Annotated in this window: 5 protein-coding genes; 1 reads left to right on the forward strand and 4 read right to left on the reverse strand. The window is 70.9% G+C overall.

Translation table 11 applies throughout. The annotated features are described in order from the left end of the window. Nucleotides 1-186: 186 nt before the first annotated feature. Nucleotides 187-1980, reverse strand: a complete 1794-nt coding sequence (locus tag AOK01_RS30255; protein WP_055517256.1) for an IucA/IucC family protein — start codon at nt 1978-1980, stop codon at nt 187-189. A 104-nt stretch (nt 1981-2084) separates the two neighbouring features. Next, nucleotides 2085-3266, reverse strand: coding sequence for an ATP-grasp domain-containing protein (locus AOK01_RS30260; RefSeq protein WP_055517258.1), 1182 nt, complete (start codon nt 3264-3266; stop codon nt 2085-2087). Nucleotides 3267-3673: 407 nt separating this feature from the next. Here AOK01_RS30260 and AOK01_RS30265 point away from each other — a divergent pair, with 407 nt between their 5' ends. Further along, nucleotides 3674-4528, forward strand: a complete 855-nt coding sequence (locus AOK01_RS30265) for a (2Fe-2S)-binding protein (protein WP_055517260.1) — start codon at nt 3674-3676, stop codon at nt 4526-4528. 90 nt (nt 4529-4618) lie between these two features. On the opposite strand, the gene AOK01_RS30270 is transcribed toward AOK01_RS30265, so the two are convergent. Beyond that, nucleotides 4619-6658, reverse strand: coding sequence for an N-acetylmuramoyl-L-alanine amidase (locus AOK01_RS30270; protein ID WP_055517262.1), 2040 nt, complete (start codon nt 6656-6658; stop codon nt 4619-4621). A gap of 301 nt (nt 6659-6959) precedes the next feature. Next, nucleotides 6960-8102, reverse strand: coding sequence for an aminoglycoside phosphotransferase family protein (locus tag AOK01_RS30275; RefSeq protein ID WP_055517264.1), 1143 nt, complete (start codon nt 8100-8102; stop codon nt 6960-6962). Nucleotides 8103-8285 lie beyond the last annotated feature (183 nt).

An 8285-nucleotide genomic window follows, 5' to 3' on the forward strand; every position in this document is an offset into this window, starting at 1 on the left:
GGGCTGGGGGCGGGCAGGGAAGTGCTACCGAGTGACTCGGTCAGCGAGGGCATGTGCGGCTCCAGCAGGTGCAAAGAGAGCGAAGAATGGTCGCGCATAAGGTGATGGGGGCGACGGCGGCGCCCGACCGGAGTCGGGGAGGGGGCCGGCAACGCCACGGGGGTCGGCAACGCCGTGCCTCGCCTCTCACGCCGAAGTGCCGTCGTGCCGCAGGTAGTTGGGCCCAGTGGTGTAGTGCTTGTTGATGTCCGCCGCGCCGGACCGTTCCTTGGTGAGGAGCGTTCCGGCGGTGACCATCGCCTTGACCGGCAGGCGTGGCGCGTCCAGGAGCTGGACCCGCAGTACGGCACCTGGCTCGCCCGCTCCTGTCCCGAGCCGCTCGATCGCCTCGGCGAGCCGGTCGCGTACGAGCCGCAGCAGCACGGGAAGAGGCGCGCGACCGTGCCGCGCGAGCCCGAAGGCGTAGGCGCCCGCGCACAGATGGACCGTGATGGTGGTGAACAGGTCCACGACCGGCCGGTCACTGTCGCCGAAGGTCCGGGCGTCGTCGAAGTCCCCGGCGCACGGAGCCGCGTCCCCGAGCCGTTCGCTCAGCCGCAGGCGGTTGATGCGCGGCCCGTCGTTGTCCTTCAACAGCAGTCGCAGCCGCGTACGACCGTCGTGCGGCCGGTCGAGGATCACCGAGATGTTCTGCTGGTGCGACTCAAGCGCGATCCCGTACCCGAACAGCGTGGTCTGCCAGTCGAAGAGCAGGGTCAGGCAGGCGTCGAGCAGCGCGAGGAGGTCACCGCCGTAGAACCGGTCGGCCAGATGATCGACGACCAGCCGGCCGCCGGGTGCTTCGGCGAGCAGCGCGGCCATCGGCACGACGACGGAGTCCTGGAGGCCGTCGGGGTAACGCCGGAACAGCGCGGCGAGCAGTTCGTGTCCGGCGTGCGCGTACACCGTCTCGTCGGCGTGCAGGATCGTGCTCCGGAATCGTGGCTCACGGACGATGATCTGCTCGATCAGCCGCTGTCCCGCAGCGCCGTCGACCAGTGTGCCGGGTTTGATGGTCCGCCGGTTGCGCAGCCCCAACGTGGCGGTGTCCAGCGGGAGTTTGACATGCAGGGACGGCTCCGCGGTGAGGGCCACGGTACGCATCGACAGGGTCGGTACGACGTCGAGGTGGGCGCGGTCGGCGAGCACGGCCCGGTCCGTCAGACCGGTGGCGCGCAGAACACCCTCCAGCGGGGCGCCGACGGTCAATGGGTGGACGGGCAGCGCCACATGGGTCGGGTCGAGCTCCGGGAGGCCGAGCAGCCCGGGCGTGGGCCAGCGGTCCGGAAACGTCCCGGTGACCGCGTCACGGGGCACAGCGAGCCAGCGCAGCTCGAACGCGGGATGCAACTCCGGGGCGTACGCCCGCAGTTGTGTTTCGTTCAGTCCGACGCGGCCACGTGAGGTCGGGTAGACGGGATGGTCGAGGTGGGCGGCGAGGGTGTCGTATGCCAGCCCTCCGCTCAGTCCCGTCCAGCCGGTCACCGCCGGGCCATGACGGGCCGTCAGTCGCCGGATCACCTCGTCGTGGGCCGCGGTGTGCAGGCGCATGGTGGCCAGCGTCTGACGGCACTCTTCGGCGAAGGCGTCGAATCCTGCCCGGTCGACGGGATCGGCGAGGACGCGCAGGGCGGCGAGGATCGTGTCGCACGTCTCGTAGCGGACGGGCAGAGGCGCGGATGAGGGGGAGGGCGAGGGGGAGGATTCCGCGGGCTCTCTTACGAGCAACGGCAGCCGGGCCGCGTACTCGCACTGGAACCCGTCTTCGGCGACCGGAAGCAGCAGGAACTGCCCGTCACCGGTGGCCCGTCGCAGCCACGCGCCGTCCGGCCGGTGCACCAGCCGGCCGGCCGAACGCAGGCCGACGACGTCCTCGCGCAGCAGTGCGCTGAGCACCCGGATGATCAGCTCACCGCGGGTGGTGTCGGCGTCGGGAGACACGCCACCGTGCTCGCCGGTGCCAGTGCCAGTGCCAGTGCCAGTGCCACCGCCACCGCCACCGCCACCGTTCCCCGTGGAGCTGCCGGCCGTCGCCGTGCGGGCCGTCACGGCTGGATCTCCCACCGCTGCCCGGCCAGGAACCCGGCCACGGCCCTGTCCACGGCCTCCTGGTCGGTTCCGGTGGCCCGCACCACGCCGAGGAAGTCGCGATTGGTGCGATACAACTGGTGCCGCTCACCGATCTCCCGGAGCGGGCGGTAGGTCAACCGAACGCCGTCAACGGTCCGTTCGGCGGCGGCGGGCGCTGCAGTCAGCGTCCCCGCGCTCTCGGCACACGGGTAGTCCAGCCGGGCCACGCCGTCACGCCGAGCTCCGAGATCCGCGGGAAGGGGCTCACCCAGGTGCGTACGCAGGATGTGCTCGAAGAGCGGAATCTCCAGCAGGTGCGCCAACAGCAGGTCGCACTGGTCGCCGATGGCACGGTAGTTGACCTCTATGATCCTCGCCCGGCCTTCGTGAACCACGAACTCGGTGTGGCAGGCACCGAAACCGACGCCGAGCGCGTCGAGCTGGGCCAGTACCTGGGTGACGACCGGTGCGGGATGGGCGGGGACGAAGGTCAGCCGCTCCTCGATGAAGTACGGCGGCGGGGACAACACGGTGTGGAAACCGCCCAGGACATGGCGCACGTGACCGTCGCCGAGCGTCTCCAGTGTGTAGAGCTCCCCGGGCAGATACTCCTCGACGACCAGGGCGGACCCCGGGCGGCGGCTCAGGATCTCCGCGCAGCGCGCCACCAGGTCCTCGGCACCCTCGACGAGTACGACGTCCTCGCTGGCCACGCCCTCGCGTGGCTTGACGACACACGGGTACGGCACGTCGAGGGCAGCCACGTCGGTGGTGTCGGTGACCTCGGCCGACCACACCGTGTCCGCGCCCGCGGAGGCGAGACGGCGCCGCATCTCGGCCTTGTCCTTGGTGCGCAGGGCGACCCTCCAGTCCTTGCCGGGCAGGCCGAAGTAGTCGGCGGCCAGGGCGGCCTGGGTCTGCAGATGATCGCTGTTGGTGAAGACCGCGTCGGGACGGCCGAGCGTCGAGATCCGGGTGACGACGGAGCGGAGGTCGCGTACGTCGCACTCCAGGACCTCGGTCTCCGGGTACGCGAGCCGGTGGGCGTCCGGCTGGTCGGTGAGGACCGTCATGTCGACGCCGAGCCGTGCCGCGGCGGGCAGAAACCCTTCGGTGACGGAGTCGGTGGGGTTGAGAGCAAGCAGGTACATACGCATGCGAGGAGAGCAACTCCCGCTCTGTGGGTGGCGGTTGGAGGCAAACGACGGTTGAGGGCAGACGGCTGTCGAGGGCGGACGGCTGCTGAGGCAGGGCTCAGGGAGGCGCCGGGCGCGAAGGGGCTCCGACGCCGGCGAGCGGCACGGGTGTGTGCGGCTGCTGGAAGATGCGCGCGGGCGCACCTGTAGGCGCGGCCCGCGTAGGTGCGACCTGTTCGGTCGCTGTCACATTGAGTGAGATCAAATTAGGCATGTTCTATTTCTCAACCGGCAATGGATCCACTGTGACGTGCGCCTCCCTTGATCGATGTTTGGGGAGGCGTGGTCACGCACTGCTGTTAGCGATCTCTATACTAAGGTAAGGCTTACCTGGTTTTCTCGCTTTGCCCCCATGTACAGGAGTACCGATGACCGTGGCCCTGGAGACCCCCTCGACCGATGTGGCCGCGACCGTGCCGGGCCTGCTCTCCGACACGTATCGCCAACTCGCCGAGACATGCCAGGCGTTGACGGTGCGAGTGGCCGACCCGGTGCCGAGGTTCCCCCGAACGGGCGTCAGCGGCGCGGAGTTGACGAAGGACCAAGGCGCCCTGGACGCATTCCTGTCGGCCGAGGACTTCCGCATCCGGGAACGCTACGACCACGTCCCGCGCCACGATGTCGCCGCCTCCCGCGCCCTTCATGACTACGCGTGGTCGGTCGGCCTGTTGATGAGCGGCGTCTGGTATCTCACGGGCCGGGTGCCGCGTATCCGTCCCGAGGACGTACGGATCGACCTGGCCTCCGGCGCCTTCGAGATCAGCCCCGGAACGGACCTGGCCTGTCTGCCGGGCGACCCGGCCGCCGCGGTCCCCGGCGTGCTGACCCTCCCCCATGAGGAGGCGTTGCGCGCGGAGTTGCGGGTCGCCGTCGCCGACCACATGGAGCCGCTGCTCTCCGCGATCGCCCCGTACGTCCGGCGTGGCCCGCGCGCACTGTGGGGCCTGGTCACCGACGACCTCGTCTCCGGCATCTGGTACCTCGGCCGCATGCTCGGCCGGGAACCCGACGCGGTGCGGGCCGCCACCGCACTGCTCCCCTCCGCGGTCCCGCCCTTCCCCGGCGGGGCGGACTTCCGCCACCTCACCGGCGGCGACGGCCGACAGCACCCGACCCGCACCCGCATGGGCTGCTGCCTCTACTACACGATCCGCCCCGCCGAGGCCTGCGCCACCTGCCCGCGCACCTGCGACGCCGAGCGCCTGCGCCGAATCGAATCCTGACGCTTTTCAAGGGACTCCCGCTTCTCAGCGACCCCCCCTCGACGCCGCCGGCCTCTCCGTCCCTCCCCCCCGGCTCCTCCCTCTGTCCCGTTACGCGGCGGACGGCATCACCCGCACATCGGCGGCCCGTACGAACGCCACCCGGTGCCCGAACTGGATCTCGTAGTACATGTCCGAACCACGCACCACCCGGTGCGGTGTCGTGTCGAAGGTCGGCGCGTAGAAGTACTCGCCCGGCACCTTGTCACCGGCCGCGTACTTCTGGCCCGCCGGCAGCTTGTACGGCAGCGGGGAGACCGACTGGACGGGCACGCCCTCCGGATAGGCCTCCTTCTCCGGATACGCACGCCCGTAGACGGGGATCTCGGTCAACCCGGCCCTGGGCGTGATGACGTCGCCGGTCGCGTTCACCGCGGTCGGCTGCTTCTGCGGGTTCTCGAACCAGGCCTTCTGGCCCAGGTACCAGATCGCGGTCCAGTCGCCGTCGCGTCCGGCGACCGCGTACCGCTGGCCGGTGGAGACGCGTGAGCCCACGTCGTTCACGTCGGTCGTGGAGTCGTCACCGCCGGGCCGCAGGCCGATGTCCTTGACGAGCGGGGCGTCCTTGCGCGGCTGGGTGTGGAGACGTACGGCGCTCGATCCGTGCGCCGCACAGGGCTCGCCCCGGGTGACGCAGCCGGTGAACTCCGGCCGGTTCGCGGTGAACTGCGGCAACACGGTGACCAGCCCGCCCTTCGCTCCGGGCGCGGCCCCCAGCGGCTTGCCGAGGAGAGTGAAGTAGTGCCGCCAGTCCCAGTACGGGCCCGGGTCCGTGTGCATCGACGGGATGGTCGCGGTCGTCGTACCGGGCACGGTGTCGTGGCCCAGGATGTGCTGCCGGTCCAGCGGGATGCCGTACTTGGCGGCGAGGTACTTCACCAGACGCGCCGACGACCGGTACATCGCCTCCGTGTACCAGGTGTCGGGCGCGGTGAGGAATCCCTCGTGCTCCAGGCCGATCGACTTCGAGTTGATGTACCAGTTGCCCGCGTGCCAGGCCACGTCCTTGGCCTTCACATGCTGGGCGATGTGCCCGTCGGTGGAGCGCAGGCTGTACTGCCACGACACATAGGTCGGGTCCTGCACCAGGTTGAGGACACCGTCCCAGGCGCCCTCGGTGTCGTGGACGACGATGTACTTGATGCTCTGCGACTTCGGCCGGTCGCCCAGGTCGTGATTGCCGTAGTCGCCGTCCCCGAACTCCTCGTACGGCGCCGGGATCCACTCGCAGGACACGGTCGTCGGACACTCGGTGGTGCCCGCGGCGGGCGCCCGCAGTCCCGCACCGCTCAGCTGCGCCGTCGCAGGGCGCAGCCGCGGCTGCGCGCCGAGCGTGATCCGCTGCCCCGCGTCCGTGGTGCGCCGCTCGCCGTGGCGGATCACCTCGAAGACGTCCTCGGCGTACGTCGCGGCCGTCGCCGTGTCGTCGGCACCCGAGTAGCGGGCCACCGCTCCGTACCAGTCGGCGGCGTCGGCGCTGAGCGGCTCGCCGAGCTGCTTCTGGGCCGCCGCCAGCAGCGCGGCACCGCCCGCCACATTCGCCGCCGCGTCCGTACGCAGCCGCTCCGCGGGGATGCCGCTCAGTTCCGCGGCCTTCGTCAAGGTCTTGAGGCGGGCCGGGAGCCGGGTGTTCTCCGGGACCTTCGTGTCGGGAAGGAGGGGGCCGCGTGACGCGTCGCCCCGGGCGTCCTCCGTGCCGTCGCTGTGGTGCGGTGCCACCACGGTCCGGGCGATCGCCGTGCGGGCGTCGGTGAGATGCATCGGGCCGTAGCCGCCCGTGACACTGGGCGCCCCGTCGTGCGCGTCCCAGCGGGACTGCAGATAGGACACGGCGAGGAGCACGCTCTGCGGCACGTCGTACTTGTCGGCCGCGTCGGCGAAAGCATTCTGCAGATGCGTGGAGGACGTGGAGGACGCGGACGTCGGCCCGTCCCTGTCGCCGAGGCCGGCACCGTCGCCGTCGTACGGGGCGGCGCCGAGCAGGGGCAGCAGCAGAGCGGCCGAGGCGACGGCACCCGCGGCCCGGCGGGCACTTCTGTGGCGGGTGGAATGCCGGGTGGAAGAGCTGGGGTCGGTGGGGGATCCTCGCAAGGCAGACCTCCTGGGACGATCGAGTGTGACGGTGCGTGCGTACGGGGGCGGGTGTGCGTCAGTGCTACCGGCTCTCCGACAATCCGTCAATCATTCCCAGAGGAAGCGGATTTCCCACGTCAGCGGCGGGGGGTTCACCGTATTCGGGGCGGCGACGACCCGGCCTGCGCGGCAACAGGGGAGGGGCCCCTGACCCGATCGGGTGAAACCCTTCACCACCGGGTGAACGACGGAGGTCCGCGACACGCCCCTGTCCTGGGCGCATCGCGGACCACCGTCCCTGTCAGTGCTATCAGCGCCGTCAGCGCGTACCGACCGCCGCGCGAACGGCCTTGCGGGCCATCTGACAGTCGTCGTGCAGCCGCCTCAGCAGCAGCCGCTGTTCCTCGCCGGACGGCGCGGCACCCGGATGGGCCGGACCCGGCGCCACCGGGGTCGGGTCGTGCATCGAACGCTGCACGGCCGTCTCGTACGTACGGATCTCCCGGGTGAGGACGAGCATCAGGTTGACGAGGAACGCGTCACGCGCCGCGGGTCCCGCCGACTGGGCGAGCTGGCTGATCTGCCGGCGGGCGGCCGGAGCGTCCCCGAGGACCGCCCACAGCGTCGCCAGGTCGTACCCCGGCAGATACCAGCCCGCGTGCTCCCAGTCCACCAGCACTGGACCGGCCGGTGAGAGGAGCATGTTCGACAGGAGGGAATCGCCGTGACAGAACTGGCCCATGCCCTGGCGGCCGGCCGAGTGCGCGATGCCGTGCACCAGTTTCTGCAGGTCGCCCAGGTCCCGGTCGGTGAGCAGCCCCAGCTCGTGGTACCGGGAGATCCGTGCCGCGTAGTCCAGCGGGGCGTCGAACGTCCCGGCCGGCGGCCGCCACGCGTTGAGCCGGCAGATCGCGCCGAGCGCCGCCCTGATGTCCGCGCGCGGCGGGGCCTCCAGCGGATGCCGGTTCAGCGCCGCCACCCGTCCCGGCATCCGCTCGATCACCAGTGTGCAGTTGTCCGGGTCCGCCGCGATCAGACGCGGCACCCGCACCGGCGGCCGGTGCCGCACGAACGAGCGGTATGCCGCTATTTCATGCCGGATCCGCTCGGCCCACACCGGGGAGTGGTCCAGTAAACACTTGGCCACGGCGGTGCTGCGCCCTGTCGTACCGACCAGGAGCACGGAGCGTCCGCTCCGGCGCAGCACCTGCACCGGAGCGAACTCCGGACAGATGCGGTGCACCGACGTGATCGCCGTACGCAGCTGGGCGCCCTGGGCGCCGGACAGGTCGAGTCTGCCGCTGAGCGGTTGCGTGCCGAGCCCCGGCACGCGCCGTGTCCGGCCGGCGCCGAGGGCGGGGGCCGCCGCGGGGCGCGCGGGGTCGAGGTAGGGGCCGCCGCCTCCGGGGCGGGCGTGCAGCGACCGGGGTGGGGCGGACACGGAGGACGATGCTGTGTACATGGGCGAGACAGATCCCTTCGTGTGCCGGCGAGTTACCGCGTCACCCGCCCCGGTCACACCGGTACACCCTGGGGAATGTCCCTCGGCGACCGGGTCGGGGTGGCGCGTTCCTACCTGACACCCGGCGCCCACTGGCACACCATCTGGCGTGCCCTGGCGAACCCTGGCGAATAGTCGCTCAGC

This window comes from Streptomyces aurantiacus (genome assembly GCF_001418335.1).
Taxonomy (GTDB): Bacteria; Actinomycetota; Actinomycetes; order Streptomycetales; family Streptomycetaceae; genus Streptomyces; species Streptomyces aurantiacus.

Excerpts from the sequence above, each read along its gene's own strand:
- AOK01_RS30260 (WP_055517258.1), bottom strand. The coding sequence starts at position 3,266 with ATGCGTATGTACCTGCTTGCTCTCAACCCCACCGACTCCGTCACCGAA.
- AOK01_RS30265 (WP_055517260.1), top strand. The coding sequence starts at position 3,674 with ATGACCGTGGCCCTGGAGACCCCCTCGACCGATGTGGCCGCGACCGTG.
- AOK01_RS30275 (WP_055517264.1), bottom strand. The coding sequence starts at position 8,102 with ATGTACACAGCATCGTCCTCCGTGTCCGCCCCACCCCGGTCGCTGCAC.